The organism is Massilia sp. Masssp93 (assembly GCF_059491295.1).
Map to the genome: position 1 here is coordinate 6,021,625 of NZ_CP168502.1, position 26,927 is coordinate 6,048,551.

26 protein-coding genes and 1 tRNA gene are annotated in these 26,927 nt (G+C 67.2%); 19 read left to right on the top strand and 8 right to left on the bottom strand.

Going from position 1 to position 26,927, the window contains the following annotated elements:
- Nucleotides 1-35: 35 nt before the first annotated feature.
- The 10 genes from ACEN9Q_RS25115 (at nucleotide 36) to ACEN9Q_RS25160 (ending at nucleotide 12,373) form a co-directional block, all read left to right on the top strand.
- A complete protein-coding gene (locus ACEN9Q_RS25115; protein ID WP_495626416.1) occupies nucleotides 36-1,643 on the top strand; it encodes a carboxyl transferase domain-containing protein in 1,608 nt (535 codons plus the stop codon).
- A gap of 11 nt (nucleotides 1,644-1,654) precedes the next feature.
- Entirely contained in the window at nucleotides 1,655-2,440 is a 786-nt protein-coding gene (locus tag ACEN9Q_RS25120; protein WP_495626417.1) for an enoyl-CoA hydratase/isomerase family protein, read from the top strand.
- 20 nt (nucleotides 2,441-2,460) lie between these two features.
- On the top strand, nucleotides 2,461-3,804 hold the full coding sequence (bioA, locus tag ACEN9Q_RS25125; protein ID WP_495626418.1) for an adenosylmethionine--8-amino-7-oxononanoate transaminase: 1,344 nt from the start codon (nucleotides 2,461-2,463) through the stop codon (nucleotides 3,802-3,804).
- A 2-nt stretch (nucleotides 3,805-3,806) separates the two neighbouring features.
- On the top strand, nucleotides 3,807-4,994 hold the full coding sequence (bioF, locus tag ACEN9Q_RS25130; protein ID WP_495626419.1) for an 8-amino-7-oxononanoate synthase: 1,188 nt from the start codon (nucleotides 3,807-3,809) through the stop codon (nucleotides 4,992-4,994).
- A complete protein-coding gene (gene bioD, locus ACEN9Q_RS25135) occupies nucleotides 4,991-5,809 on the top strand; it encodes a dethiobiotin synthase (protein ID WP_056437070.1) in 819 nt (272 codons plus the stop codon). The genes bioF and bioD overlap by 4 nt, the downstream gene beginning before the upstream one ends.
- Before the next feature lie 36 nt (nucleotides 5,810-5,845).
- The gene (gene bioB / locus ACEN9Q_RS25140; RefSeq protein WP_495626420.1) at nucleotides 5,846-6,874 is read left to right on the top strand and encodes a biotin synthase BioB; all 1,029 of its coding nucleotides are present in this window, start codon (nucleotides 5,846-5,848) and stop codon (nucleotides 6,872-6,874) included.
- Nucleotides 6,875-7,083: 209 nt separating this feature from the next.
- Nucleotides 7,084-9,114 (top strand): acetyl/propionyl/methylcrotonyl-CoA carboxylase subunit alpha, encoded by a 2,031-nt coding sequence (locus ACEN9Q_RS25145; RefSeq protein ID WP_495626421.1) that lies wholly within the window; start codon nucleotides 7,084-7,086, stop codon nucleotides 9,112-9,114.
- 248 nt (nucleotides 9,115-9,362) lie between these two features.
- A complete protein-coding gene (locus ACEN9Q_RS25150) occupies nucleotides 9,363-10,334 on the top strand; it encodes an IS110 family RNA-guided transposase (protein ID WP_495626422.1) in 972 nt (323 codons plus the stop codon).
- Between the two features lie 173 nt (nucleotides 10,335-10,507).
- Nucleotides 10,508-11,449, top strand: coding sequence for a 2-hydroxyacid dehydrogenase (locus ACEN9Q_RS25155; RefSeq protein WP_056437085.1), 942 nt, complete (start codon nucleotides 10,508-10,510; stop codon nucleotides 11,447-11,449).
- Nucleotides 11,450-11,458: 9 nt separating this feature from the next.
- Nucleotides 11,459-12,373: a hydroxymethylglutaryl-CoA lyase gene (locus ACEN9Q_RS25160; RefSeq protein ID WP_056437088.1), complete on the top strand. Its 915-nt coding sequence runs from the start codon at nucleotides 11,459-11,461 to the stop codon at nucleotides 12,371-12,373.
- A gap of 129 nt (nucleotides 12,374-12,502) precedes the next feature.
- Here ACEN9Q_RS25160 and ACEN9Q_RS25165 read toward each other — a convergent pair.
- Nucleotides 12,503-12,579: transfer RNA gene (locus tag ACEN9Q_RS25165), tRNA-Pro, on the bottom strand.
- A gap of 87 nt (nucleotides 12,580-12,666) precedes the next feature.
- On the opposite strand from ACEN9Q_RS25165, the gene ACEN9Q_RS25170 reads away from it, so the two are divergent.
- A complete protein-coding gene (locus tag ACEN9Q_RS25170; protein ID WP_495626423.1) occupies nucleotides 12,667-13,299 on the top strand; it encodes a hypothetical protein in 633 nt (210 codons plus the stop codon).
- 139 nt (nucleotides 13,300-13,438) lie between these two features.
- On the opposite strand, the gene rsmI is transcribed toward ACEN9Q_RS25170, so the two are convergent.
- Entirely contained in the window at nucleotides 13,439-14,347 is a 909-nt protein-coding gene (gene rsmI, locus ACEN9Q_RS25175) for a 16S rRNA (cytidine(1402)-2'-O)-methyltransferase (protein ID WP_495626424.1), read from the bottom strand.
- 19 nt (nucleotides 14,348-14,366) lie between these two features.
- Between rsmI and ACEN9Q_RS25180 the strand changes: the two genes are divergently transcribed.
- From ACEN9Q_RS25180 to ACEN9Q_RS25215, 8 genes are all read left to right on the top strand, one after another.
- Nucleotides 14,367-15,617 carry a penicillin-binding protein activator gene (locus ACEN9Q_RS25180; RefSeq protein ID WP_495626425.1) on the top strand — a complete coding sequence of 417 codons (1,251 nt, stop codon included), beginning with the start codon at nucleotides 14,367-14,369 and terminating at the stop codon, nucleotides 15,615-15,617.
- Nucleotide 15,618: 1 nt separating this feature from the next.
- The gene (locus tag ACEN9Q_RS25185; protein WP_495626426.1) at nucleotides 15,619-15,978 is read left to right on the top strand and encodes a YraN family protein; all 360 of its coding nucleotides are present in this window, start codon (nucleotides 15,619-15,621) and stop codon (nucleotides 15,976-15,978) included.
- A gap of 56 nt (nucleotides 15,979-16,034) precedes the next feature.
- Nucleotides 16,035-16,631, top strand: a complete 597-nt coding sequence (locus ACEN9Q_RS25190) for a phosphoheptose isomerase (RefSeq protein WP_056437099.1) — start codon at nucleotides 16,035-16,037, stop codon at nucleotides 16,629-16,631.
- Entirely contained in the window at nucleotides 16,621-17,277 is a 657-nt protein-coding gene (locus tag ACEN9Q_RS25195) for a BON domain-containing protein (RefSeq protein ID WP_495626427.1), read from the top strand. Before ACEN9Q_RS25190 ends, ACEN9Q_RS25195 begins: the two co-directional genes overlap by 11 nt.
- Before the next feature lie 55 nt (nucleotides 17,278-17,332).
- A complete protein-coding gene (locus tag ACEN9Q_RS25200; RefSeq protein ID WP_056437106.1) occupies nucleotides 17,333-17,881 on the top strand; it encodes a peroxiredoxin family protein in 549 nt (182 codons plus the stop codon).
- A gap of 154 nt (nucleotides 17,882-18,035) precedes the next feature.
- Nucleotides 18,036-18,668 carry a hypothetical protein gene (locus ACEN9Q_RS25205; RefSeq protein WP_056437110.1) on the top strand — a complete coding sequence of 211 codons (633 nt, stop codon included), beginning with the start codon at nucleotides 18,036-18,038 and terminating at the stop codon, nucleotides 18,666-18,668.
- A gap of 63 nt (nucleotides 18,669-18,731) precedes the next feature.
- Nucleotides 18,732-19,430: an MgtC/SapB family protein gene (locus tag ACEN9Q_RS25210; RefSeq protein ID WP_056437112.1), complete on the top strand. Its 699-nt coding sequence runs from the start codon at nucleotides 18,732-18,734 to the stop codon at nucleotides 19,428-19,430.
- A 47-nt stretch (nucleotides 19,431-19,477) separates the two neighbouring features.
- Nucleotides 19,478-19,690 (top strand): hypothetical protein, encoded by a 213-nt coding sequence (locus ACEN9Q_RS25215; protein WP_056437115.1) that lies wholly within the window; start codon nucleotides 19,478-19,480, stop codon nucleotides 19,688-19,690.
- 16 nt (nucleotides 19,691-19,706) lie between these two features.
- On the opposite strand, the gene ACEN9Q_RS25220 is transcribed toward ACEN9Q_RS25215, so the two are convergent.
- The 6 genes from ACEN9Q_RS25220 to ACEN9Q_RS25245 form a co-directional block, all read right to left on the bottom strand.
- The gene (locus ACEN9Q_RS25220; RefSeq protein WP_495626428.1) at nucleotides 19,707-21,695 is read right to left on the bottom strand and encodes a helicase-related protein; all 1,989 of its coding nucleotides are present in this window, start codon (nucleotides 21,693-21,695) and stop codon (nucleotides 19,707-19,709) included.
- A gap of 242 nt (nucleotides 21,696-21,937) precedes the next feature.
- The gene (gene lipA / locus ACEN9Q_RS25225; protein WP_495626429.1) at nucleotides 21,938-22,930 is read right to left on the bottom strand and encodes a lipoyl synthase; all 993 of its coding nucleotides are present in this window, start codon (nucleotides 22,928-22,930) and stop codon (nucleotides 21,938-21,940) included.
- Between the two features lie 25 nt (nucleotides 22,931-22,955).
- Entirely contained in the window at nucleotides 22,956-23,669 is a 714-nt protein-coding gene (gene lipB / locus ACEN9Q_RS25230) for a lipoyl(octanoyl) transferase LipB (RefSeq protein WP_322402540.1), read from the bottom strand.
- A gap of 97 nt (nucleotides 23,670-23,766) precedes the next feature.
- Nucleotides 23,767-24,033, bottom strand: a complete 267-nt coding sequence (locus ACEN9Q_RS25235) for a DUF493 family protein (protein WP_056437128.1) — start codon at nucleotides 24,031-24,033, stop codon at nucleotides 23,767-23,769.
- A gap of 54 nt (nucleotides 24,034-24,087) precedes the next feature.
- Entirely contained in the window at nucleotides 24,088-26,121 is a 2,034-nt protein-coding gene (locus ACEN9Q_RS25240) for a DUF6600 domain-containing protein (protein ID WP_495626430.1), read from the bottom strand.
- Nucleotides 26,122-26,256: 135 nt separating this feature from the next.
- Nucleotides 26,257-26,892 (bottom strand): LysE family transporter, encoded by a 636-nt coding sequence (locus ACEN9Q_RS25245; protein ID WP_495626431.1) that lies wholly within the window; start codon nucleotides 26,890-26,892, stop codon nucleotides 26,257-26,259.
- Nucleotides 26,893-26,927 lie beyond the last annotated feature (35 nt).

A 26,927-nucleotide genomic window follows, 5' to 3' on the forward strand; every position in this document is an offset into this window, starting at 1 on the left:
CGCCACAAGCCGCGACCAGCAGGAGACAGGATCCGATGCCCCAGATCGACACGAAACTCAACCCGCGCAGCGAAGACTTCAAAGCCAACGCCGCCGCCATGCAAACCCTCGTCGACGACTTGCGCGCCAAGGTGGCGCAAGTCGCCAAGGGCGGTGGCGAGGCCGCGTGTGCCAAGCACGTCGCGCGCGGAAAACTGCTGCCGCGCGAGCGCGTGCAGATGCTGCTCGATCCGGGCACCCCATTCCTCGAGTTTTCCCAGATGGCCGCGTACGCGATGTATGACGACGCGGCGCCGGCCGCCGGCATCATCACGGGCATCGGCCGCGTGGCGGGCCAGGAGTGCGTGATCGTCTGTAACGACGCCACCGTCAAGGGCGGCACGTATTACCCGATCACGGTGAAAAAACACCTGCGCGCGCAGGAGATCGCCGAGCAGAACAACCTCCCTTGCATCTACCTCGTCGACTCGGGCGGCGCCAACCTGCCGAACCAGGACGACGTGTTCCCCGACCGCGACCATTTTGGACGCATCTTTTATAACCAGGCGAATTTGTCGGCGAAGGGCATTCCGCAGATCGCCGTCGTGATGGGATCGTGCACCGCGGGCGGCGCGTACGTGCCGGCGATGAGCGACGAATCCATCATCGTCAAGGAACAGGGCACGATCTTCCTGGGCGGCCCGCCGCTCGTGAAGGCGGCGACGGGCGAAGTCGTCACGGCCGAGGACCTGGGCGGCGGCGACGTGCACACGCGATTGTCCGGCGTCGCGGACCATCTGGCGCAGGACGACACGCACGCGCTGGCGCTGGCGCGCACGATCGTGTCGAACCTGAACCGCACCAAGCCGCAACAGGGCGCGTTGCGCGAATCGCAAGAACCGAAATATGCAGCCGAAGAGCTGTACGGCGTCATCCCGGTCGACACCCGCAAGCCGTTCGACGTGCGCGAAGTCATCGCCCGCATCGTCGACGGCAGCGTCTTCGACGAATTCAAGGCCAGGTACGGCACGACGCTCGTCTGCGGCTTCGCCCACATCTACGGCATGAAGGTCGGGATCATCGCCAACAACGGCATCCTGTTCTCGGAATCGGCACTGAAGGGCACGCACTTCATCGAGCTGTGCTGCCAACGCAATATCCCGCTCGTCTTCCTGCAGAACATCACCGGCTTCATGGTCGGCCGCAAGTACGAGAACGAGGGCATCGCCCGCAACGGCGCCAAGATGGTCACCGCCGTCGCGACGGCAGCGGTCCCGAAATTCACCGTGATCATCGGCGGCAGCTTCGGCGCCGGCAACTACGGCATGTGCGGCCGCGCGTTTTCCCCGCGCTTCCTGTGGATGTGGCCAAATGCGCGCATCTCCGTCATGGGCGGCGACCAGGCGGCATCGGTGCTGGCGACCGTCAAGCGCGACGGCATCGAAGCCCGCGGCGGCCAGTGGAGCGCGGACGAAGAAGCCGCCTTTAAACAGCCGATCAAGGACCAGTACGAACACCAGGGCCACCCGTACTACGCCACCGCGCGCCTGTGGGACGACGGCGTCATCGATCCGGCCGACACGCGCATGGTGCTGGGCCTGGGACTCTCGGCCGCGCTGAACGCGCCGATCGAGGACACGAAGTTCGGCGTGTTCCGCATGTGAGGAGAATGAATATGGACTATCAGACTCTCACCGTCACGATCACGGACCGCATCGGCCAGGTCACGCTCAACCGCCCGGACGTGCGCAACGCGTTCAACGAACAAAGCATCGCCGAACTGGCCCTCGCCTTCGACGAGCTGGGACGCAACGAACTCGTACGCGCCATCGTGCTGGCCGCGAACGGCCCCGCGTTCTGCGCCGGCGCGGACCTGAACTGGATGAAAAAGATGGCGGGTTATTCGGACAGCGAAAACCGCGCCGACGCCATGCGCCTCGCCGACATGCTGCGCACGATTTATCTTTGCCCGAAGCCCGTCGTGGCGAAGGTGCAGGGCGACTGCTACGCCGGCGGCATGGGCCTCGTGGCCGCGTGCGACGTCGTCGTGGCCGTCGACACGGCGAACTTCTGCCTGTCCGAAGTGAAGCTGGGTCTGATCCCCGCGACGATCTCGCCGTATGTGATCAAGGCGATGGGAGAACAGGCCGCGCGCCGCTACTTCATTACCGCCGAACGCTTCGATGCGAACGAAGCCCGGCGCATCGGCTTCGTCCACGAGACCGTGCCGGCGGAAGAACTGGACACGCAGGTCGCGGCCATCGTGCAGGCGCTGGCCAACAACAGCCCGAACGCGGTGCGCGAAGCAAAACAACTCGTGCGCGAGATCGTCGGCCAGAGCGTGACGGAAGCGCTGCTGGAAGACACGGCGAATCGCATCGCCGGCATCCGCGCATCGCTCGAAGGACGCGAAGGGGTCGCGTCCTTCCTCGAAAAACGCCGGCCTTCATGGCTGGAATAGCACGACCCGATAGGAATTGAATGTTGAAGCAGACCACCTCCAACGACTGGATCGCGCGCAGCCTGCGCAGCGTCTGGCATCCATGCACGCAAATGCAGCACCACGAAGAGGTGCCGCTGATCGCCGTCAGCCACGCCAAGGGGCCGTGGTTGTACGACCATGAAGGCCGGCGCTACCTGGACGGCATCAGTTCGTGGTGGGTGAATCTGTTCGGCCACGCCAACCCGCGCATCAACGCGGCATTGAAGGACCAGCTGGACAAGCTAGAACACGCGATGCTCGCCGGTTTTACGCATGAACCGGTGATCGAGTTGTCCGAGCAGCTCGCCGCCCTGACAGGCCAGCAGCTGGGCCATGCGTTCTATGCATCCGACGGCGCCTCGGCCGTCGAGATCGCGCTGAAAATGAGTTTCCATTACTGGCGCAACGCCGGCTTCGCGGACAAGCAGGAATTCGTCTGCCTGCAGGGTTCCTACCACGGCGAGACCGTCGGCGCCCTGGGCGTCACCGACGTCGCGCTGTTCAAGGATGCCTACGGCCCGCTGCTGCGCGCCGCGCGCACCGTCACGTCGCCGGATGCGCGCAACGCCGTCGACGGCGAGTCCGCGCAGGACGTCGCGCTGCGCGCCGCGCAAGATGTCGAGACGCTGTTCGCGGAACGCGGCGACAAGATCGCCGCCATCATCGTCGAGCCGCTGGTGCAGTGCGCGACGGGCATGGCGATGCACGACCCGCTGTACCTGCAGCGCCTGCGCGAGCTGTGCGACAAGTACCACGTGCACCTGATCGCCGACGAGATCGCGGTCGGGTGCGGGCGCACCGGGACGTTCTTCGCCTGCGAGCAGGCTGCCATCTGGCCCGACTTCATGTGCCTGTCGAAGGGCATCAGCGGCGGCTACCTGCCGCTGTCGCTGGTGCTCACCACCGACAAGGTCTACGAGGCGTTCTACAGCGAAGACATCACGCGCGGCTTCCTGCACTCGCACTCGTACACGGGCAATGCGCTGGCCTGCCGCGCGGCGCTCGCCACCTTGCAGATCTTCCGGGAAGACGATGTGCTGAACAAGAATCGCGAGACCGCCACGCGCCTGATGACGGAACTGGCGCCGCTGCTGGACCACCCGCGCGTGACGAACTTCCGCCAGCGCGGCATGATCCTCGCGTTCGACGCGGTCGAACCGGATGCTGCGCGCGCGTCGACGTTCGCACGGCGCTTCTTTACCAGCGCGGTGGAAAACGAACTGCTGCTGCGCCCCATCGGCCGCACCGTGTACCTGATGCCGCCGTACGTGCTGGACGAGGAAGAGCTCGTGGGCCTGGCCGCGCGCACGCGCAAGGTGTTCGAGACGGTGATCGCGGAGTGAACATGGATTTGATCGACAAGGTCCGCGCCCAGCTGGACGAACTGGAAAGCCGCAGCCTGACCCGGCAGCGGCGCACGGCGGACACGCCCTGCGCGCCGCGCCAGGTCGTCGACGGCCGCGACCTGCTCGCGTTCTGCAGCAACGACTACCTGGGCCTGGCGGCGCATCCGCGCGTCGTGGAAGCGCTGCGGGAAGGCGCCGCGTTGTACGGCGCCGGCAGCGGCGCGTCGCACCTCGTGTCGGGCCACAGCCGCGCCCACGCGCAACTGGAAGAGAGACTCGCCGCGTTCGAAGCGCCGCATCTCGAATCCGCCCGCGCGCTGTATTTCTGCACCGGCTACATGGCGAACCTCGCCGTGCTGACGGGGCTGGGCAGCGCACCGGATGCGATGATCTTTTCGGAAGCGCTGAACCACGCATCCCTGATCGACGGCGCCCGCCTCGCGCGCGCGGGCGTGACCGTGTACCCGCACGGGGACGTGGCCGCGCTGGACGCGCAGCTGGCCGCGAGCGCCGCGCCGGTAAAAATCGTCGCCACGGACAGCGTGTTCAGCATGGACGGCGACCTCGCCCCGCTGCCCGCCCTGCTCGCGCTGTGCGAACGGCATGGCGCCTGGCTCGTCGTCGACGATGCGCACGGCTTCGGCGTGCTGGGACAACGGGGACGCGGCGCGCTCGAACATTTCGGTCTGCGCTCACCGAACATGGTCTACATCGGCACGCTGGGCAAGGCGGCCGGCGTGGGCGGCGCGTTCATCGCCGCGCACGAGGACGTGATCGAACTGATGATCCAGCGCGCGCGGCCCTACATCTACACGACGGCCGCCGCGCCCGCGCTCGCGCATGCGCTGCTGGCGAGCGTGGACATCATCGAAAGCGACGAGGGCGAGCAGCGCCGCGCCCATCTGCGCGCGCTGATCGCGCAACTGGACGACGGCCTGCGCCTGGAGCGCTGGCAGCGCCCGGCGTCGACGACCGCGATCCAGCCCATCATCATCGGCGCCAACGACGAGGCGATGGCGGCGGCGGCGCGCCTGCACGGGCAGGGCCTGTGGGTGCCGGCGATCCGGCCGCCGACCGTGGCGGTGGGCACGGCGCGCCTGCGCGTGACCTTGTCCGCCGCGCATACCGAACAAGACGTCGCGCAGCTGACGGCTGCGCTCAACCAGCTCGAAAGGACGTGGGCATGAGCCTGAACGATCCCGAACAACCCGGCGACGCATCCATCGGCACGGCGATACCCGCGCCGGCCGTGCATGCTGCTCCCGTCGCCGTCCCCGCACCGCTCGCCGCGGAAGGCGTACCGACCCGCTTCGCCTGCTTCGTGACGGGTACGGACACCGAGATCGGCAAGACGCTGATCTCCAGCGCCATTCTCCATAAACTCGTACGGCAGGGCGTGCGCGCCTGCGGCATGAAGCCCATCGCGGCCGGCGCCGAGGAACGCGACGGCGAGCTGCACAACGACGACGCGGCCATGCTGCGCGCGGCCGGCAACGTGCAGCTGCCACAGCGGATCACGACGCCGTACATGCTGCGCGAACCGTGCGCTCCGCACATCGCGGCCGCGCTGGAAGGCGTGACCATCGAACCGGTGCCGATCCTGACGGCGTATGCCGAGATCCTCGGCGCCTCCGACGCGACCGTCGTCGAAGGCGTGGGCGGTTTCTGCGTACCGTTCTCCGACGATTTCGACAGCGCCGATCTCGCCGTACAATTCGGCCTGCCCGTCGTCCTCGTCGTCGGCATGCGCCTGGGCTGCATCAATCACGCACTGCTCACTGCGGAGGCCGTCGTCGCGCGCGGCCTCGTGCTGGCGGGCTGGGTCGCCAACCAGGTCGACCCGGACATGCGCTTCGCCGACGAAAACGTCGCGGAGCTCGAACGTCGCCTGCCCGCGCCGCTGCTCGGCCGCGTGCCCCGTCTGGCCGAACCGTCGGCCGCCGTTGCCGCCGCCCACATCGACCTCGCTGGCCTGCCGGGATGGCCGGCCGTGAAGAATTAAAGCGAAAACACGCCTCACCAAAACAAGGAATCCGAAATGACCCAAGTCGTCACCCTTCACCCGCCGGTCACGCCGGCCTCCCTGCCGCAAGACGCCACGTGGCCGCTGGCCGACGTGCTGGCGCTGTTCGAGCTGCCGCTGCCGGAACTGATGTTCAGCGCACAGCAGGCGCAGCGCGCCAACTTCCCCGACGGCGACGTCGAACTCGCGACCCTCCTGTCGATCAAGACCGGCGGCTGCGAGGAAGACTGCGGCTACTGCCCGCAGGCGGCGCGCTACGACACGGGCGTCGAGGCCAAGAAAATCCTCGACCTCGACACGGTGCTGGACGCCGCGCGCGAAGCGAAGGCCAAGGGCGCGACGCGCTTCTGCATGGGCGCCGCCTGGCGCAGCCCGAAAGAGCGCGACATGGAAAAAGTGGAAGCCATGGTGCGCGGCGTGAAGGCGCTGGGCATGGAAACGTGCGCCACCCTCGGCATGCTGGAAGAAGGCCAGGCCGAGCAACTGAAGCAGGCGGGCCTGGACTACTACAACCACAACATCGACACCTCGCCCGATTTCTACGGCGACGTGATCTCCACGCGCGAATACCGCGACCGCCTGGACACGCTGGGCCGCGTGCGCACGGCCGGCCTGAAAATCTGCTGCGGCGGCATCGTCGGCATGGGCGAGACGCGGGCGCAGCGCGCGGGCCTGATCGCCCAGCTGGCGAACATGAATCCGTATCCGGAATCGGTGCCCATCAACCATCTCGTGCAGGTCGAGGGCACGCCGATGCACGGCCTGCCGCCGCTGGACCCGATCGAATTCGTGCGCACGATCGCCGTCGCCCGCATCACGATGCCGAAGGCGCGCGTGCGCCTGTCGGCCGGCCGCCGCGAGCTGGGCGAGGCCGTGCAGGCGATGTGCTTCATGGCCGGCGCCAACTCGATCTTCTACGGCGACAAGCTGCTCACCACCGACAACCCGGAAGCGGACGACGACCGCAAGCTGCTGGAAAAGCTGGGTCTGAAAACCCGCTCGGCCATGCTGGAGTCGGTGCAGAAGGAAAGCTGCGGCTGCTGAGATAAACGGACCGCATACGTCACGCGTGGGCACGGGGTGCCCACCCTACGCCGCTCAACCAACATCGTCACCGCACAACAACGTCGCCCCCGCGCAGGCAGGGGCCCAAGTAAAGAGCAGCCGACCAGCCAGCAAAATTGGATCCCCGCCTCCGCGGGGACGACGGATTGAAGCTAACGTTCACAAAACCTAAAACAGACGAGACACCCATGTTCACCAAGATCCTCATCGCCAACCGTGGCGAAATCGCCTGCCGGGTCGCCGCCACCGCGCGCCGCCTGGGCGTCAAGACCGTTGCCGTCTATTCGGAAGCCGACGCCGGCGCCAAGCACGTGGCGGTCTGCGATGAAGCGATCCTGCTCGGCCCCGCCGCCGCCAAGGACAGCTATCTGCGCGGCGACAAGATCATCGCCGCGGCGAAAGCCACCGGCGCGCAGGCGATCCACCCGGGCTACGGCTTCCTGTCCGAGAACGCGGAATTCGCGGAGGCCTGCGCGGCCGCGGGTCTCGTGTTCATCGGCCCGCCGGGATCGTCGATGCGCGCGATGGGATCGAAGTCCGCCGCCAAGCAGCTGATGGAAGGCGCCGGCGTGCCGCTCGTGCCGGGCTACCACGGCGATGCGCAGGACCCCGAGCTGCTGCAGGCGGAAGCGAACCGCATCGGCTATCCGGTGCTGTTGAAGGCCAGCGCCGGCGGCGGCGGCAAGGGCATGCGCGTCGTCGAGCGCTCCGAGGACTTCCAGGCCGCGCTCGCGTCGTGCAAGCGCGAAGCCATGTCGTCGTTCGGCGACGACAAGGTGCTCGTCGAAAAATACCTCACGCGGCCGCGCCACATCGAGATCCAGGTGTTCGCGGATTCGCTCGGCAACTGCGTCTACCTGCACGAGCGCGACTGCTCCGTGCAGCGCCGCCATCAAAAGGTGCTGGAAGAAGCACCGGCGCCGGGCATGCCGCCCGATCGCCGCGCCGCGATGGGCGAGGCGGCCGTGGCGGCCGCGCGCGCCGTCGGCTATGTCGGCGCGGGCACGGTCGAATTCATCGCCAACCAGGACGGCACGTTCTACTTCATGGAGATGAATACCCGGCTGCAGGTGGAACACCCGGTCACCGAGATGATCACGGGCACGGACCTCGTCGAGTGGCAGCTGCGCGTGGCGGCCGGCCAGCCGCTGCCGAAGCAGCAGCACGAACTCGCGATCCACGGCCACGCCATCGAAGCGCGCGTCTATGCGGAGAATCCGGAGAAGGGTTTCCTGCCGTCGATCGGCACCCTGCGCTGCATCGACACCCCGAGCCACGTCGCGTTCGAACTGGGCGGCGTTGGTGGCATTCCTGCCGGCGTGCGCATCGATTCCGGCGTGCGCGCGGGCGATGCGATTTCGCCGTTCTACGATCCGATGATCGCCAAGCTGATCGTGTGGGGCGCGGACCGCGCGCAGGCGCTGGCGCGCATGGCGCAGGCGCTGTCCGAATTCCACATCGTCGGCCTCGCGACCAATATCGCGTTCCTGAAACGCCTCGTCGAGGGCGATGCCTTTGCGCACGCGGACCTGGACACGGGCCTGATCGAGCGGAACACCGCGACCCTGTTCCCGCCGGCGGGCCCGGCGCCGCTGGCCGCGCTGGCGCTGGCGGCCGTCGCCCTCGTCTCCGCGGAAACGCCGGCGAGCGCCAACCCGGCCGACCCGTGGACCGGCACGCACGGCTGGCGCATGAACGGCACGTATCGGCGCCGCCTGGCGTTCGGCGACGAGTACGCGGCCACGACCCAGGCCAAGGTCTATGCAATCGACATGACCTATCATCCGCACGGTTGGACGCTCGACGCGGACGGCAAGCCGCACCCGCTGGCGCTCGTGGCGCGGCACGACGGCCACTACGCCATCCGCCTGGACGGCCAGGCGATCCAGGGCACGGTGCGGCGCGACGGCGAGGCGCTGCACGTCTTCACGGGCGGCCTGCACCACGTGCTTGCCTGGAACGACCCGCTCGCGCATGCGGGCGAGCACGAAACGGCGGACGGCCGCCTGACGGCGCCGATGCCGGGCAAGGTGGTGGCGGTGATCGCGGCGAGCGGACAGCACGTCAGGAAGGGCGAGCCGCTCGTGATCATGGAAGCGATGAAGATGGAACACACGATTGCCGCGCCGAGCGACGGCCTGGTCGAGGAAGTCTTGTACCAGGTCGGCGATCAGGTCGCGGATGGGGCGCCGCTGCTGGCGTTCAAGGCCGCGGCGTAATGGCGGGCACGCGTGGGCACGGGGTGCCCACCCTTGTATCTTGAGCGTGTTGGTGATTAGCTACCACTAACTGAGGTGAAGACCAGCTTGTGCCCACCCTGAAGGCGTTGACCTTGTGGAGTAGATTAGGCCCTTCACCTCTCCCCACCCCATGACTGAACACTGGACGGTATCCGAGGGCTCTGACCCTGCATGTACAAGGCGAGTGTGGAGTGGATAGGGAAAATCAAGAACACAAGGAAGATCAAATGTTTTATCTTGGCGTAGACGTTTCGAAGAAAAAACTGGACTGCATGCTGCTCGATACTAAGAACGGCAAGTTGAAGTCCAAATCGTTATCCAACACAAAGGCTGGATTCGAAGAACTGATTGAATGGCTGGCCACAAACAAAGCGCCTGATGCGCATGTGATCATGGAGCCGACCGGTGTGTATCACGAACCGGCCGCGCTGGCGCTGACCGATGCGGGCTTGAAACTGTCACTGGCTAATCCGGCCCAGCTGCGGCAGTTTGCCCAAGGACTGGGCGTCAAGAACAAGACCGATAAAGCCGACAGTACCGTACTGGCGCGCTACGGCGAGACATTGAAACCCGTAGCTTGGCAACCGCCGTCGAAATCTGCGCGTCACCTGAAAGCCCTGCTGACGCGCCGTGACGCTATTGCCGATGATTTGCAGCGCGAACAAAACCGTCAGGAGGCCATCGATTTCGGTGTATCACCGGACGAGGTCAAGCAGTCGATCATGCAGTCGCTCATATTTTTGCAGGCTGAGCTCAAGCGTCTGGAACAGATGATCGAAGAGCATATCGACAACGATCCTGATTTGCGCAACAAGCAGGATCTGCTGGAGACGATTCCTGGCGTGGGCGAGCGTGTCTCGAGTAACCTGACCGCGCTGTTTGCCGCTAAAACCTTCGACACTGCCGAGCAACTGGCCGCTTATCTTGGCCTGGTGCCGGTACAGTGGGACTCAGGTTCGTCGGTGCATAAACGTCCTCGCCTATCCAAGGCTGGCCCATCGCACCTGCGCAAGCTGCTTTACATGCCAGCCGTGGTGGCCCGCCGCTGGAACCCTCACATCAAATCCTTCAGCGACCGTTTGCTCGCCAAAGGCAAGACCAAGATGGCCGTCATCGGTGCCTGCATGCGCAAGCTGGCCCACCTGTGCTTTGGTGTTGTGCACTCAGGCAGGCCATATGACCCGAATTACGCCATGTGAAGCTTGACGCACAAGACGGTATCTACGTCGTGGCGGTGGTGGGGATGGGGTGCCGGCCCGGCGTGATGTCGTAGGGTGGGCGGCCCTCCGCCCACCCCACGTCACCGAACCCGCGGCATCAAACAACCAACGAGACAGCAAACGCAATCCATAAAAAATATCAGGAGACGACTATGCGGATACTGCTGTACCGGGGCGACGGCGTCATCGAGCCGTGGGTCCGTGATTTTTCCGATGCATTGCCGCACGCCGACATCGTCGTGTGGCACGAGAACATGTCGCTGGCGTCGCAGTCGCCTTGCGATTACGCCGTGGTGTGGGCGCCGACGCCGCGCCTGCTCGACCAGCTTGCCCACGTGAAGGCCATCCTCCTGATGGGCGCTGGCGTCGACGCGCTGCTGAAATTCGGCGACGCGCTGCCGCCGGTCCCGATCGTCCGCCTGGGCGATGCGGGCATGGCCGAGCAGATGGCGGAGTACGTGGCGTATGCGACCTTGCGCTACTTCCGCCGCTTCGACGACTACGAGCAGCAGGCGCGCCAGGGCATCTGGAACCCGCTCGAAACGCGCCGCCGCAAGGCCGATTTCACGGTCGGCGTGCTGGGCCTCGGCAGGCTCGGGATGCCCGTGCTGCGCACGATGCGCCAGCTCGGGTTTCCCGTGCGCGGCTGGAGCCGCTCGGAGCGCGACCTGCCCGGCGTCGCGTGCTACGCGGGCATGGCGTCGCTCGACGACTTCCTGTCCGGCACGCAGGTCCTCGTCTGCATGCTGCCGCTCACGCCCGAGACGACGAACCTGCTCGACCGCGCACGCCTGTCGCAGCTGCCGCAAGGCGCTTACCTGATCAACGTGGCGCGCGGCGCCCAGGTGGCCGAGCCGGACCTGATGGCGCTGATCCGCTCGGGCCACATCGCGGGCGCCACGCTGGACGTGTTCCGCAACGAACCGCTGCCGGCCCCGCATCCGTTCTGGAACGAGCCGCGCATCACGATCACGCCGCACATCTCGGCCCTCACCCTGCGCGCGGAAGCGGTGCACCAGATCGCCGCCAAGATCGGGAAGCTGGAACGGGGCGAGACCATCGACGACATCGTCGACCGCACCCTCGGCTACTAGGAATCCATCATGCAAAGCCAACTACCGCAACAAGTCAAGATCGTCGAAGTCGGCCCGCGCGACGGGCTGCAAAATGAAAAGGAAGCGGTGTCCTCCGCGGTCAAGATCGAACTGGTCGACCGCCTGTCGCGCGCAGGCTTCCGCAACATCGAGGCGGCGTCGTTCGTGTCGCCGAAATGGGTGCCGCAGATGGCGACCAGCCGCGAGGTCATGGCCGGCATCGCACGCCGCCCCGGCACGCTGTATTCCGCGCTGACGCCGAACATGCAGGGCTTCGAGGCCGCGCTGGCGGCAAAAGCCGACGAAGTCGTGATCTTCGGCTCCGCATCGGAAGCGTTCTCGCAGCGGAACATCAACTGCTCGATCGCGGAATCCATCGCGCGCTTCGAGTCCGTCGCGCAGGCGGCCAAGGCGCACGGCCTGCGCCTGCGCGGCAGCATCAGTTGCGCGTTCGGCTGCCCGTACCAGGGCGACGTGCCGCTGGACGCCGTCGCCGACGTCGTGGGCCGCATGCGCGACCTGGGTTGCGACGAGATCGACATCGCCGACACGATCGGCGTATCGACCCCGCACAAGACGCAGGCCGTGATGGAAACGGCGGCGCGCGCCTTCGCGCTGGAGCGCATCTCGGGCCACTTCCACGACACCTACGGACAGGCGCTCGCCAACATCTACGCCAGCCTGGAAGTGGGCGTCGCGATCTTCCACTCGTCCGTGTCGGGCCTGGGCGGCTGTCCGTACGCGAAGGGCGCGACGGGCAATGTGGCGACCGAGGACGTGGTCTACATGCTGAACGGCCTGGGAATCGAGACGGGTATCGACCTGGATCTGGTCGTGGATGCGGGGCAGTTCATCTCGCAGCAGCTGGGACGCAAGGGCGCGAGCCGGGCCGGCAACGCGTTGCTGGCGAAACGGGCACATTGACGCGTGGGTGGGCATTTGAGGCCGGAGGCCTCAAATGAAACGTGCCCACCACGACGTTTGCGCACTGCATGCGCTTGGTGGGCGGAAATGAAAAAGGCCGACGATTTCTCGTCGGCCTTCTTGATATACTGGTCGGAGTACAAGGATTCGAACCTTGGACCCTCTGGTCCCAAACCAGATGCGCTACCGGGCTGCGCTACACTCCGAAGACAGCCATCATACCGTCCCGGTGCCCTTTCGGTCAAGGAAAGCGCGGGTGTCCGTGGTTTTCTCACAGGCCAGCAGGTGAAGACGTGACGTTTGCACTCGACTCTTTCGACCACGGCGGCTTCCGTCCCGCCCTTCCCGACCGCAGGCAATCGACCCGCATCGCGGCCGGCATCGCGCTGTCGCTGGCCGCCCACGCGCTGCTGCTCGCGGTCTACCGCCAGCCCGCGACGACGCTGCCTGCATCGCCGCCGGAACGCCTGACGATCCGCCTGCAGGCCGCGCCGCCGCCCGCCGAAGTGAAGCCGGCCGAGGCGCCGCCGGTGCCGCGTGCGCCGCGTCGCGCCAGGAAAACCCGTCCCGTGATCGCCGTGGCGCCGGAACAGCGCCAGTCGACCGGGGAAACCTATGCCGTCGAGCCCGCGCCGGCTACGCCCGCGCCGCCGTCCGCGCCCGCGACGACGACGCGGCACTTCGACCTCGACGCCGCCCGCAGCATGGCGCGCGGCATGGCGACGAAGCTGGCCAACGAACCCGATCCGGACAAGGTGGGCACGGCGCTCGAACGCCTGCCCAAGCCGGCGCTGCAAACGGAAAACAAGTTCGAACGGGCGATCAAGGGCGCGAAACGTCCGGATTGCAAGGATGGCGTGCCCGGCGGCCTGCTGGCGCCGATCTTCCTGGCGCTGGACAAGAAGGACAGCGGGTGCAAGTGGTAGCGGCCGGCGCCAGCACGGCAAAACATCGAAGCTTGAACCAACGTCGTTCCCGCGCAGGCGGGAATCCAAGTAGGTTGCGGTACGCTGGCGTAAATCAGGTTCCCGCCTTCGCGGTAACGACGGTGTTTTCCGTTGCGAGTTATTCCTCGCCCTTGATCTGCAACGCCCTTTCATACAAGGCGTTCTTTTTCTTCCCCGTGATCTGCGCCGCCAGCGCCGCCGCCTGCTTCACCGAACATTCTTCCAGCAGGATGCGCAGCACGCGCTCGGCCTCCACGTCGCCCTCGTCGTCGTCCGTCCGCGCGCCTTCGACCAGCACGACGAATTCTCCGCGCTCGCGGTTGGCGTCGGCCTTGACCCACGCCAGCGCATCGCTCAGCGGGCAGCGGTGGATTTCCTCGAACAATTTCGTGAGTTCGCGGGCAAAGACCACCTGGCGCGCCGGCTCGAAGGCAGCAACCAGGGATTCCACACAGTCCGTGATGCGATGCGGCGCCTCATACAACACGAGCGTCGCCGGCACGGCCTTGAGCGCGGCCAGTTCCGCTTCGCGCTGCTTCGCCTTCGCGGGCAGGAAGCCGACAAAATAGAAGCGGTCGTTCACCAGGCCGCTCGCGGACAGCGCCGCGACGGCGGCCGACGAACCGGGCACCGGCACGACGTTCAGGCCGGCGGCGCGCACGGCGTCGACGATGCGCGCGCCCGGGTCGGACACGGCCGGCGTGCCGGCATCCGACACGAGCGCCACGCGCTCGCCCGCGCGCAGGCGCGTGACGAGTTTTTCGGCGACCTCGCGTTCATTGTGCTGGTGCGCGGCGATCATCTGTTTGTTCAGGCCGAAACGCGTCAGCAGGGCGCCCGTCTTGCGCGTGTCCTCGCAGGCGACGACGTCGGCCAGCAGCAGCACGTGCAGTGCGCGCAGCGTGATGTCGGTGACGTTGCCGATGGGTGTGGCCACCACGTAAAGCGTTGCGCTAGGATAGGACTGCTGGGCGGCCTCGCCCATGACGGGCAGTTGGGCGATCTGGCTGGACTGGGTTTCTGTCATGTTGGGGAATCGGATGCGGATGAACATTCTCGAGGCGCTGGTCGCCCGGCTGGCCTGGCTGCTCGTGTTGATGAGCGTGGGCGGCCATGCCCAGGCCGGCGCGCCGTGCGCCGGGCCGCAGCGATTGTGCGCGTCCGTGGACACAAACACAAGGGCGCACGCCCCCTTGCTCGCCATGCTGGACGATCCCGCCATCCAGCCGCGGCCGACTAAACCGCAAGCGAACGAGCCGTCCCCGCCGCCCCCGCCATCCGACACCCCCATCCGCATCGCGCTGCTGCTGCCGCTGCGGTCCAGCACCCTCGCACCGGCCGCGGAGGCCGTGCGCGCCGGCTTCATGGCCGGCATGGAACGCGACGGCACCGGCTTCAAGGCCGAGGTCGTCCCGACGGGCGACGCGCCGCGCGACGTGCTCGACGCCTACGCGCGCGCGGCGGTGGCCAGCGCCGTCATAGTCGGGCCGCTGGCGCGCGCCGCCGTCGCCGCGCTGGCCGACAGCGATGCCGTCACGCGGCCGACCGTCGTGCTGAGCGTGCCGGAAGGACGGCCGGCGATGCCGCGGCTGATGCTCGTGGCCGGCCTGTCGGTCGAGGACGAGGCGCGCCAGGTGGCGGAATGGGCCGCGCGCGAGCATCCGCATGGCCGCGCCCTGGTCCTGACGGGCGGCGCGGCCTGGGCGCAGCGGGCGGCCGGCGCGTTCGAGGCGCGCTGGACGCGGCTGGGGCACACGAACCAGCGCTTCGCCGTGCCGTCCCGGGAAGGCGGCAAGGCCGCCCTCGACGAACTCAGGCAGAAACTGGAGATCGACCCGCCCGACCTGCTGTTCGCCGCGCTCGACGGCGCCGGACTGCGTCCCGTGCGCACCCTGGCCGGCGCCGCGATCCCCTGCTACGGCGGCGGCGCGGCCAATCCGGGGCGGCCGGCGCAAGACGACCTGTCCGGCTCGTCCGGCCTGTCCGGCCTCGACGGTGTGCGCATCCTCGACCTGCCGTGGATCGTGCTGCCGGACCACCCGGTCGTGATGGTCTATCCGCGCCCGCTGCATACGGAACAGGCGCCCGACATGGACCGTCTGTACGCGCTCGGCATCGACGCCTTCCGCGTGGCGCGCGAGCTGGCGCTGCGCGGCGGCTCGCCGTTCGGCATCGACGGCGTCACCGGCCGGCTCGACGTCGTGCCCGGCCCCGGCGGCCAGCTCCAGTTGCGCCGGGTCGAGACGGCCGTGGTCGTCCGCGACGGCGCGTTCGCGCCCGTGGACAGGGAGCGCTGACATGTGGCCGACCCGCCTGTCGCGCACGCAGGAACAGGGGCGGCAATGGGAAGATGTGGCGCTGGCGTATCTCGGGCGCCACGGTCTCGTCCTGGTGGAAGCGAATTTCCGCTGCAAGCCGGGAGAAATCGACCTGATCCTGCGCGACGGCGCCACGCTCGTGTTCGTCGAAGTGCGCCAGCGCGCGGCCGACGCCCAGGTCAGCGCCGCGGCCAGCATCGGCCCGGCGAAGATCCGCCGCATCATCCGCGCCGCCCAGGTCTATTTACAACGTTTCGACCGCTTGCCGCCTTGCCGCATCGATGTCGTCGCCATCGATGGAGAACGTATCGAATGGATAAGGAACGCCATTGAAGTGTAAGCATTTTTTGCTGGCCTTGATCGCCGGGCATTGCCACTGCACTATAATCTTCGACCATGAATACTCAACGCATCCTCGCCCACTTCCAGGAAAGCGCCGAACTCAAGATGAAGTCGGCGGCTCTCCTCGCACAACCGATTTCCCAAGCGATTGAGCTGATGTTCAATGCGCTTTCCAACGGCAACAAGGTTCTCGCCTGCGGCAACGGCGGCTCGGCCGGCGATGCCCAGCACTTCGCCGCCGAACTGGTCGGCCGCTTCGAGCGCGAGCGCTTCCCGCTGCCGGGCATCGCGCTGACCACCGACACGTCGATCATCACGGCCGTCGGCAACGACTACAGTTTCAAGGAAATCTTCAGCAAGCAGGTGCAGGCGTTCGGCCAGGCCGGCGACATCCTGCTGGCGATTTCCACGTCCGGCAATTCGGCCAACGTGCTGGCCGCCGTCGAAGCCGCGCTGGAACGCGAAATGCGCGTCGTCGCCATGACCGGCAAGGATGGCGGCCAGCTGGGGAAGATGCTGACCGACGCCGACGTCCACATCAACGTGCCGCACGCGCGCACCGCCCGCATCCAGGAAGTGCATCTGGTCGCGATCCACAGTATCTGCGACGGCCTCGACGTCGCCCTGTTCGGAGAAGAAGATGCAAATTAATGCCGGCGCCCTGCTGCGTCCCCTGTCGAAGGCCGTGCTGTGCGTGGCCCTGCTGTCGTCCCTGCAAGGCTGCGTCGCGCTCGTGGCCGGTGCCGCCGTCAGCGGCGCCGTCGCGACGGCCGACCGCCGCACGCTGGGCGCGCAGACCGAGGACAAGGGCATCGAACTGAAAGCCGCGACCCATATGGGCGACATCGTCGGCGACGCCGGCCACGTCAACGTCAACAGCTACAACCGCAAGGTGCTGCTGACCGGCGAAGTGCGCGACGAGGCGATGAAGCGCGCGGTCGAGAACGAGGTCCGCGGCATCACCAATGTCGACTCCGTGATCAACGAACTGCAGATCGCCGGCCCGTCGAGCTATACGTCGCGCGCCAGCGACGCCCTCATCACCAGCAAGGTCAAGCTCAGCCTGGCGGACAAGAAGACCGTCTCGGCCACCTCGTTCCAGGTCGTGACCGAGAGCGGCACCGTCTACCTGATGGGCCTCGTGACCCAGCGCGAAGGCAATATCGCCGCCGACGTGGCCCAGGGCGTGTCCGGCGTCATGCGCGTGGTGAAAATGTTCGAATACATCAGCGAAGAAGACCTGCGCTCGATGCAACCGCCGCAACAGCAACAACCCGAGCCCCGCGGCACGTCGTAAGGCGCAGGCTTATAATCGTGACGTCGCCTGATGGGCATTGCAGGATGAGCTAACCATGACCGCTTCCTCTTCCACGATCGCCGACGCCGGGACCGGCGCCACGAAACGCGCCTGGATCAAGCCGGCCGCCATCGGCGCGGCCGTGCTGGCGATCGCCGGCATCGGCTTCGCCACGTTCAGCCAGCAGCAGCAGGCGCCGGACGTCACGTTCATTTCCATCGACGGCCAGAAGATCAGCTCACACGACCTGCGCGGCAAGGTCGTGATGGTCAATTTCTGGGCCACGTCCTGCGCCACCTGCGTGAAGGAAATGCCGCAGATGGTCGAGACGTACAACAAGTTCAAGAAGGACGGCCTGGAATTCGTCGCCGTGGCGATGAGCTACGATCCGCCAAACTATGTCCTGAACTACACCGAGACGCGCAAGCTGCCGTTCAAGGTGGCCCTCGATTCCGGCGGCGACCTGGCCAAGCAGTTCGGCGACGTCAACATGACGCCCACCACCTTTGTCATCGGCAAGGATGGCAAGATTCTCAAGCGGTATCTGGGCGAGCCGGATTTTGCATCGCTGCACGCGTTGCTGCAGAAATCGTTGAAATCGTAGGGTGGGCGGCCCTCCGCCCACGTTCGCGTACTGCATACATACGCGTGGGCACGGGGTGCCCACCCTACCGCTTTTGGTTCGCGCGCACCGCTGACCTCCCGCAAACCTCGATCCGCTGTTCGGCCCAAGCTTGACGCCGGCAAAGGAGGCAAGGATGCGCAAGCTGATCACGTACGCCCTCATCCCGGGCCTGCTGGCGGCGGCAGGCTGCAGCACTGTCGATACCGGTCTGCGCAACACCGTGGTGTTGCATTACCAGCATGTTGCCAACGTCCACCGGATCGATTTTACGAACCCCGTCGCGCTGCCGAACCGCGCGCCCGTGGAGGCCTTGCTACCGCTGGATTCGCACGGCTTCTGGGCCGTGTTCGTGCTGTGCGCCCTGGACGTCACGGGCGCCAGCATCCCGAGCTTTTATTTCGACGTCGACCGCATGCGCGTCCAGTACGGCGACCGCCGCTACGGACCGCTGCGGCCGTACACGCTGCGGCTGGACGATACGGCCGACATCAACAGCCGCTTCGACACACCGGCCCTCGCCGATGCGATCGCGGCCGAGATCCAGCGCGGTCCCTCCAGCCAGGTCTTCCGGCACGGCTATTACGGGCACCTGGATTACCGCTTCGCCATCTACATCCCGCGCGCGCTGCCCGACTATTCCGGCGACCAATTGAGCTTGCGCTACGAAGGCGGCCAGACGCTGGCGCTGGGCAACGATTATTCGCCCGCCGACGTCACCTCCGCCGGCCCGCATGGATCAGGCGTCGCCGCGCACTGCCGGCCGTGACGGTGCGCCGCCCCGCCGGGCCCGGTGCTAACATGGCCCTTTGGGCTCATCAAGACAATCACCATGCTGCCAGATGCCGAAGTTGTCGCGCGCCTGTGCCTGGCGGCCCTGCTGGGCGGGGCGATCGGGTTCGAACGCGAACGCCTGTCCTGGGCGGCAGGGCTGCGAACCCACATGCTCGTCTGCGTCAGTGCCTGCCTGATCATGATCGTCTCGGCCTATGGCTTCAACGACGTGCTGGCCCACGACCACGTTTCGCTCGACCCGTCGCGCGTGGCGGCCCAGGTCGTGTCCGGCATCGGCTTCCTTGGCGCGGGGTCGATCCTGCTGCGCGGCGACGTCGTGCGCGGCCTCACGACGGCGGCCAGCCTGTGGTCGGTGGCGGCCGTCGGCCTGGCAGTGGGCGGCGGGATGTATGTGGCGGCCGCGGCGGGCACGGCGATCATGCTGTTCATCCTGGCCGCCATGAAGCCGCTGGAACAACGCTATTTCTCGTCCCGGCAACGACGCGAGCTGGTGCTGTCGGCCGAACACGGCCGGCTCACGCTGCACGTGCTGGAAAAGGAACTGGGCCCGGTGACCAATCGCATCGGCACATTCATCGTCCAGCAAAACGAAGAAGGGACGCCGACGGACGACGTGATCATCGCCTTTTCGCGCATGTCCGAATCGGAATTCACCGCACTGCTGGACCGCCTGCGCGCGATCCCGGGCGTATTAAAGGTCGACGCGAAGATCCGCCCCGACCGGCGCATGCGCTGACGCCGCGCGCAGTGGCGTAAGCTGACGCCATCGACACGGAGGCGATCATGAACACAACCACCGAAACATTGACGGTCGAGCAGGCCTACCGTGCCATGCTGGCCTTCCTCGCGCGCGAAGTCGAGTTGACGGAATGCAGCGACCTGGCCGACCTGCTGGCCGGCTACCGGCTCGATGGCGCCGGCCGGACGAGCGATCCGGCCCTGTGGGACGAGTGGATGGAAGCCGTCGAGAAGGCGCGCACGCACAAGCCCGACTGAAACGGCCGCGCCGGCGTTACCAGCGCCCTCTTTCCCTCTTCGACTGGCGCTTGCGCGTCGCCGCGTTCTGCTGCTGCAACAGCGCATCGACGCGCTCGGACGCTTCGCGCGCCAGGGTCTGCGCTTCCTCGATGCTGGGGAAGAATTCCGGCATGCGGTAGCCGAGCCAGGCATAGGCCGAGTACATGCGGCACGTGTCCTCGACTTCCTGCAGGTTTTGCCAGAACAATTCTTGCGGATGGGATTGGAGCTTGCACACCTTTCGTTTCGCCAGCGACTGCGCCCAGTGCGTCCACGCGCTTTCCAGCGTCGGCACCTTGGTCGAAATCGGCACGAGCGACATCGTGAATTTTTCCGCCACGCTCAGGTCGAGCGTATCGAGCCATTCGGCGCGCCCGTTCTGTTCTTCCGTGATGCGCGGATAAAAAAAGCCGTCCGGCACGTCGATGTTGTGCACGAACCGTTTCAAGAGTTTTACCAGCGACGTCTCGCCCGTCACCGACGAGATGCGGTGCAATTGCTCCAGCGACGGCGCCACGGCAAATCCGCTGGCCGGTACGGGCGGGATCTTTTCCTTCATCAAGGAACGCATGACGTCGTGCGTGTCGTCGTCGTAGCCGGCGACGAAACCTTCCTCGTGCACGCCGTAGCGCCCGGCGCGGCCGGCGATCTGCTTGGCGAGCGCGGCCGAGATTTCTTCTTCCTCGACACCGTTGTACTTGACGGCCGTCGTCATGACGATGCGCTGGATCGGCATGTTCAGGCCCATCGCGAGGGCGTCCGTGCCGACGACGATGTCGGCCTGCCCCTCGCGGAACCGCTCGGCCTGGGCGCGCCGCACTTCCGGAGACAGATTGCCGTAGACGGTGGCGACCGACAAACCCATTTCCGTGATCATGTCGCGCCACATCAGCACCTCGCGCCGCGAGAACGCGATGACGGCGTCGCCGCGCTTCAGATTCCGCAGCTTGCGCACGGCGCCCGGTTCCATCGACAGCGGCGCCTTGCGTTTTAACACGTGCACTTCGAGCGGGCATTCCAGGCGCTCGGCCAGCGCCTCGATCGCGCGGCGCGCTTCCGGCGCCCCGACGAGATACACGGTGGACGCCGGCGCGCCGCACACGGCCGCCGTCCACGCGGCGCCGCGGTCGCGGTCGGCCAGCATCTGGATCTCGTCGATCACCGCCACTTGCACGGGCGTCTTCGTGTCCAGCATCTCGACGGTGCTGGCCACGTGCGTCGCGCCTTCGGCCAGGCGGCGTTCCTCGCCCGTGATCAGGCTGACCTTGACCTTGCCGCCGTCGGCGCGCACCGCGTTTTGCAGGCGCTCGTAGTTTTCCAGCGCCAGCAGGCGCAGCGGGGCCAGGTAGACGCCGCTGTCGGCTTGCGCCAGGTGTTCCATCGCGCGGTGCGTCTTGCCGGAATTGGTCGGCCCCAGCAGCGCGACGAAACGGCGCGCCATCTTGCGGGCCACGTCGAACGACGCCGGGTATTCGGCCAGGTTGATGCTTTCCTTGGTGCGCGCGGCGTGGCGTTCTTCCTGCTCGCGCTCGATGGCGTGCAGCAGGCGCTGGCGGATGCGGTCGAACACGAATTCGGCGGGCTCGGACGTCTCCAGCTCTGCCAGCACGTGCAGGAACAGCATCGGGTCGACGCCGAATTCGTCGGCCTGGTCGGCGATCTCGCGCACGAATTCCTCGACCTCCTGGTTCAGGTCGTCGACGGCGTCGCGCGTGGCGCGTTCCTCGACGAGCGCACGCCGCGCCGTCAGCTCCATCTTGCGCCACTTGCTCGGCTTGGCCAGCACGCCGCGTGCCGGCACGAGGCGGTAGTCGACGTGCAGCCCGTCCACGCGCACGGCGCCGGCAAAGCGCAGGAAGACGCGGCCTTCCATCTTGACCAGTTCCACGCCGCGCGCGGACAGGTTCAGTTCACGTTCGAGGAAGGCGTCGTCGTCCTGGGTGTCGTCGGCGGCGGGGGGAAAACGGGAGTGGTGTTCGCTCATGTTCTTGGATGCACGGGCTGATCGATGGGATCAATATAACGTCGGCGACGCGGGGACACCGTTCGGCAAGCCACGTGCAATGAAAAAATCGGTAGCATAAAAACGTCGTCCCCGCGCAGGCGGGGACGACGGGTCAGCACCGCCGTCCGTATGGGGACGACGGGTCAGGACCGCCGTCCGTACGTGGGCGACGGGTCAGGACCGCTGTGCGGGGACGACGATGAAACGACGCGGACTTTGGCTTAAGCCGCCACGCCCGCTTCGTGCGCCTGCTGATCCGCGTGATACGACGAGCGCACCATCGCGCCCACGGCCGCGTGCACGAAGCCCATCTCGTACGCCTTCTCTTCGAACATTTTGAAGGTGTCTGGGTGCACGTAGCGGCGCACCGGCAGGTGCGAGTTCGACGGGGCCAGGTACTGGCCGATGGTCAGCATGTCGATATCGTGCGCGCGCATGTCGCGCATCACGTCCAGGATTTCCTCGTCGGTCTCGCCCAGGCCCACCATCAGGCCGGACTTCGTCACGGCGCTCGGGTACTTGGCCTTGAAGTCGCGCAGCAGGACCAGCGAGTGCTGGTAGTCGGCGCCCGGGCGCGCTTCCTTGTACAGGCGCGGCACGGTTTCCAGGTTGTGGTTCATCACGTCCGGCAGGCCGTCGGCGAAGATGTTCAGCGCTTTTTCCAGGCGGCCGCGGAAGTCCGGCACGAGCACTTCGATCTTGGTGTTCGGCGACAGCGCGCGCGTCTTCTGGATGCATTCGACGAAGTGGCCGGCGCCGCCGTCGCGCAGGTCGTCGCGGTCGACGGAGGTGATCACGACGTACGACAGGCGCAGGTCGGCGATGGTCTTGGCGAGGTTACCCGGCTCGTTGACGTCGAGCGGGTCCGGGCGGCCGTGGCCGACGTCGCAGAACGGGCAGCGGCGCGTGCACTTGTCGCCCATGATCATGAAGGTCGCGGTGCCCTTGCCGAAGCATTCGCCGATGTTCGGGCAGCTGGCTTCCTCGCACACGGTGACGAGGTTGTTGGCGCGCAGGATGTCCTTGATCTCGTAGAAGCGCGTCGACGGGCTGGCCGCCTTCACGCGGATCCAGTCCGGCTTTTTCAGGCGCTCGTGTTGTTCGAGCGGCACGATCTTGATCGGGATGCGCGACGTCTTGCTCGCGCCTTTCTGCTTTTCGCTGGCGTTGTAGGAAGCTGCTGCTGCGGTGCCGTTGTCGATTTCGGAAGTCATGTGCGTAAATGCCCTGGTCGGGCTTTCAGTTGATCGTGGCGGCCTGCGCGACCGCTGCGGTTGAAGAGGGTGCCGTGGACAGATGCTGCACGAGGGCGCTGGCGAGGGCCTGCTGCACGTCGGCCAGCGGCGCGTCGATGCCCATCGTCTTCATGTCCACCGTGGCCAGGCCGGAATAGCCGCACGGATTGATCCAGGTGAACGGCGCCAGGTCCATCGCCACGTTCAGCGACACGCCGTGGTAGGTGCAGCCGTTGCCGCGCACCTTCAGGCCCAGCGCGGCGATCTTGGCGCCGCGGCGCGGACCGTCGGCGATATAGATGCCGGGCGCGCCTTCGACGCGTTCTCCCGCCAGATTATACGCCGCCAGCACATCGATGACCGCCTGCTCGATCTTGTTGACGAACTGGCGCGCATACAGCTTGCCGCCCGGCTTGTTGCGGCGCAGGTCCATCAGCAGGTAGATCACGACCTGGCCGGGGCCGTGGTACGTGACTTCGCCGCCGCGGTCCGTCTGCACCACGGGGACGTCGTGCTCCAGGGTGCTCAGGAGGTGGCCGCGGTCGGCGCCCAGCCCGAGCGTGAACACGGGCGGATGCTCGACGATCCACAACTCGTCGGGCGTGTCGGGCGTGCGCGCATCCGTGAAGGCGCGCATCGCGGCAAATACGGGTTCGTAGTCGGCGCGGCCAAGCTCACGGATGACCGGGTCGCGAACGACCGGACGGTTCGCTTGCATGGATAGGATCTTTGAAGGGATACCCCGTCATTATAAGCCAGCCTGATGGCGGGCGCTGCAAACCCCGCCCGGGACGCGGGGCTGGACGCAACAGGTTTTACAGGACGATTTTCACCATCGGGTGCGACGAGAGCTCGCGGTACAGGTTGTCGAGCATCTCGCGGCTGGTGGCGCGCACGATCACGGTCAGGCCCGTATAGGCGCCCTTGGCCGACGGCCGCACTTCCATCTTGCCGGCATGGAAAGTCGGATCGTGGATGGTGACCACTTCGACGATGGCGGTGGCGAAATCGTCGTGCGTCGGGCCCATGACCTTGATCGGGAAATCGCTCGGGTATTCGATGAGGGAATCTTTCGGGTCCATGGCCACTCCTATTCTAAAACAGCATTGTAGCCAAACCGGTCCGACTTCGCCCGATCAGCGCTCCCTCTGGTTCCGCCCGCGCTCGTCGACGTGCTGGTGGTGCGCCTCGGCCTTTGCCGGCGCCGGGGCGGGCGCGGGTGCCGGTGCCGCGGCGGGTGCCGGGCGCGGGGCCATCGGCATGGGCGGCGGCGCCGGGCGCTCGACGGGCGGTGCCGGCCGCTCGACGCGTGCCTCCGTGCGTTCGATCCTCGGCTCCGGCCGTTCGAAGCGCGGCTGCGGGCGTTCGAAGCGCGGCTGCGGGGCCGGTGCGACCGGTGCCATCACCGGCTGCGGCTGCGGCTGCGGCTGCGGCTGCGGTTGCGGCTGCGGCTGCGCCGATTGCACCGGCTGCCGGTTGCGGCGCATCTCTTCCAGCTGTTCGCGGCGCTCGTCGCGTTCGCGGCGCCAGCCGCCGGGCACGCCCGCCGGCGGCAGCGCCTGCGGTTGCTGGATCGTCGGGCTGACCGGCGACAGCGGCTGCGGCGCTTGATGCGGCGTCGGGCTCGTCACGGTGCTCAAGGGCTGCGACGGCAGGTGCGGCGTCGGACTCGTGACCGGCAACCCCTGCGCCGGCGCCGCCTGCGGCACCGTCAGCACCTGTCCCGGCGCGCGCTGGCGCACGAAGCCGTCGCGCTCGCCGCGCCCGGTCTCGATGCGGCGTTCGCGGCCCGGGTCCACGTGGCGGCCGTCCATGCGGGCGATGCCGACCGGGCCACGGTTGGCGTCGCGGTCGTGGTCGTGGTCGTGGTCGTGGTCGCGGTCGTGGTCGCGGTCGCGATCATGGCCGCGGTTCGGCCTGTTCGGCCGCGCCGGCGCGGCGGGCGGCGCGCCCGTCGGGACGTCGCGCACGAGCGCAGGCGGCACCGTCGCGATCGGCGTGCGCGGCACATTGATCCGGCCCGGCCGGCCGAAACGGTCCTGCGGCACGACCGTGAGACCCTGCGGACGGTAATCGCGCGGCCGGTGCGGGTTGTCGCGCACGTGCTCGTTCAGCCAGCGCAGGTGATTGTCCGGCGCGTGCCAGGTCGGGACGTAGCGGTCGTGCGGCGTCAGCGGATACCAGCCGGTGGCGGGCAGCGGATGATGGCGGTCGCGGAAGGTGAGGTTCCAGCCGTCCCCGCCGACCCAGCCGACGAGCGCCGGCGCCCAGACCAGGTGCTCGTGGCGGCGGCCGGGCGCCCAGGCCCAGCGGTTGTGCACGTGCACCCAGCGGCCGTAGTGGAACGGCGCATAGCCCCACGGCGCGTTGTCGACCCAGGTCCAGCCCCACGGGTCGAGCCACGTCCAGCTGCCGTCGCGGTACGGCACCCAGGTGGACGCCACGGTCGGGGTCCACAGCGGGCCGTAGTCGGCGTCCTCGCGCCAGCTGCCGTAGCGGTCGAGGTCTTCGTAGCCCGTCATCTCGCTCGTCACGTAGCGGCTCGAGGCGGCGTTGTCGTCGTAGCGGTCGCGCACGAGGGCCCACTCGTCGAAGGCGTCGCGCACGGCGGCCGACGTGCGCACGTCGTCGTCGCCCACCTCGGCGCGCCGGCCGGCGCGCAGGGTCAGCTGCGAATCGCTGTCCTCGACGAGCGCCACGCCGTCGAACACGGTGACGGCACTGGTGTCGCGCACGCGCTCGGCGTCGATGCGCACGCGGCCCGGCTGCTGCAGGCGGATGCGCGCCTGCGGGGTCTCGAGCTCGAAGCCGGCCAGCACATCGGCGTTGAGCACGCGCACGCTGGCGCTGCCGTAGTGCAGGCGCAGGTGCAGCGCGTCGTCGTCCAGCTGCAGCACTTCCAGCGAGGAATCGCCGTCCAGCCGGATCGACGTCGAGCCGATGCGCAGCTCCGTGCGCGCGCCGTCCGCCGTCGTGATCGTGTTGCCGGAGGTGACGGGCCAGTTGACTTGCGCCGCCATCATCTCGGCGCCGATGTCACTGCCGATGGTGACCTGGCCCTGGGCCAGTGCGACGCGCCCCACGCGCGCGGGCGGATCGGCCGCCGCGGCCAGCGCCGTCAGGGTAGAGAATGCGAGGAGGACGGCTGTTTTCACGACGCGGTTCGGCATGATGTCTCCAGGGGGATAAGGTATTTTTTGTTATGGGCGCAGGCGCACTGCGTCTACTGCATTACAACGCACGGACATCGTACACGGCGACACGAATTACAAATGGTTGCGAAATGTATCGGCCGGATACGAACGTCAGCCGTGGCCGGGCTTGACGAAGAACAGCAGGGCACCGACGGCGACCAGCACGCCGCCGAAGAAACGGTTCTGCATCCTGACGGCGCGCGGATCGCGGAACCAGCGCTGCATGGTCGACGCCAGCAGGGCATAGCCGTGCATCACGGTGGTGTCGATGGTGACCATCGTCGCGCCGAGGATCGCCAGCTGCGGCAGCACCGGCGCATTCTGCGAGATGAATTGCGGCAGCACGGCGACCATGAAGATGATCCCTTTCGGGTTGGTCGCATTGGTCAGGAAACCGGTCAGCACGCGGCGGCCAAACGTCGGATGCGCGGCCAGGCCCGCCGTCGGCACGCCGCTCGCCACGGCTTTCGAACGCCACTGGCCGATGCCGAGCCAGATCAGGTACAGCGCGCCGACGACCTTGACGACGGTGAACGCGACCTCCGACGCGATCAAGAGCGAACCGACGCCGGCGCCGGCGATCGCCAGCACGAGCACGAGGCCCAGCTGCAGGCCCAGCACGGTGGCGCTGGCCTTTTTGAGGCCGTACGCAAGGCCGTGCGACATCGACAGGATGGCACCGGAGCCGGGAGAGATGGCGATCAGGGTGCCCGCGACGACGAAGGCGATCCAGGTGGCGAAGCTCATGGGGAAAACCGGAAGGGAATGGGAAAGGACGCGGG